Source organism: Pseudomonas sp. HMSC063H08, from assembly GCF_001813645.1.
Taxonomy (GTDB): Bacteria; Pseudomonadota; Gammaproteobacteria; order Pseudomonadales; family Pseudomonadaceae; genus Pseudomonas; species Pseudomonas aeruginosa.
Genome location: NZ_KV813444.1, coordinates 808 through 1,732, shown reverse-complemented (window position 1 = coordinate 1,732; position 925 = coordinate 808). Strand labels below are relative to the sequence as shown.

Here is a 925-nt window from a genome sequence, read left to right as displayed (position 1 = left end):
AACATCTGCATGGCTTCCGCCATTTCGGCCAGCCGTGCGCGCCGTTCTGGCGCGGTGCCATCGCTCCTGGAGGCCTCGTAGAGCGCATCGCGCACGTCTTGGGTCAGTACCGTGCGGTTCGCGGCGGCGCAGGTCCTGGCCGCCGCCAGGATCGCCTGGCGGACGGCGCTGCGATCGGCACGGGTCAGGCGCGCATCTTCCTTCTCTTCGCCACCGGTAATCATCAGGCGGGCGACGATCTCCATCTCGCCCAGGATGTCTCGCTGGTCGTCCTCGAGGTCGGCCTTGCTGCCCTGGACCGAGTCCGAGGCCTCGATGTCTTCGGCGTCCAGGACCTTCACTTGGTCGGGGCTCTCGACCAGCTTGATGGCGTCCGCGAACGGCGCCAGGCTGACGCCGGAGCCCGGGGCGAGGCGCACCCGGTGGACAGAGAGGCCAAACCGCTTGGCGAAGTCGGCCAGCAGGCCGAAGCTGTTGCCCGCTTCCGCGATGAACATCCGCGGCAGGTACATGGCGAGCATCTGGCAGATGAGGTTGGTCAGGGACGCCGACTTGCCGGAGCCAGTTGGCCCGAAGATGAAGCCGTGGGCATTCATCTGCCGGTCCAGCTTGTTGAACGGGTCGAAGGTCAACGGCGCACCGCCACGGTTGAACAGCGTGAAGCCAGGGTGCCCGGTACCGGTGGTGCGCCCCCAGATGGGCGACAGGTTGGCGATGTGCTGCGCGAACATCATCTGGGTGTACCACTCCAGGGCTCGCTTCTCGTTTGGATCGAAGTTTGAGGGGAGCCAGCGCAGGTAGCTGTTCAGCGGTCCGACTTCGTTCTGCGGTTCGACCGGCACCAGGCCGGCGCCGAGCAGTACGTTGCTCAGGGTGATGCAGCGTTCCTCCAACTGGGTATGGTCGCGGCCGCGCACGAACAGAG

1 protein-coding gene is annotated in these 925 nt (G+C 66.2%); it reads right to left on the bottom strand.

What is annotated here, in order from left to right; all coding sequences use genetic code 11:
* Positions 1–925 (bottom strand): FtsK/SpoIIIE domain-containing protein (locus HMPREF2924_RS36980; RefSeq protein WP_256567955.1); only part of this gene is annotated, 925 nt, incomplete at both ends.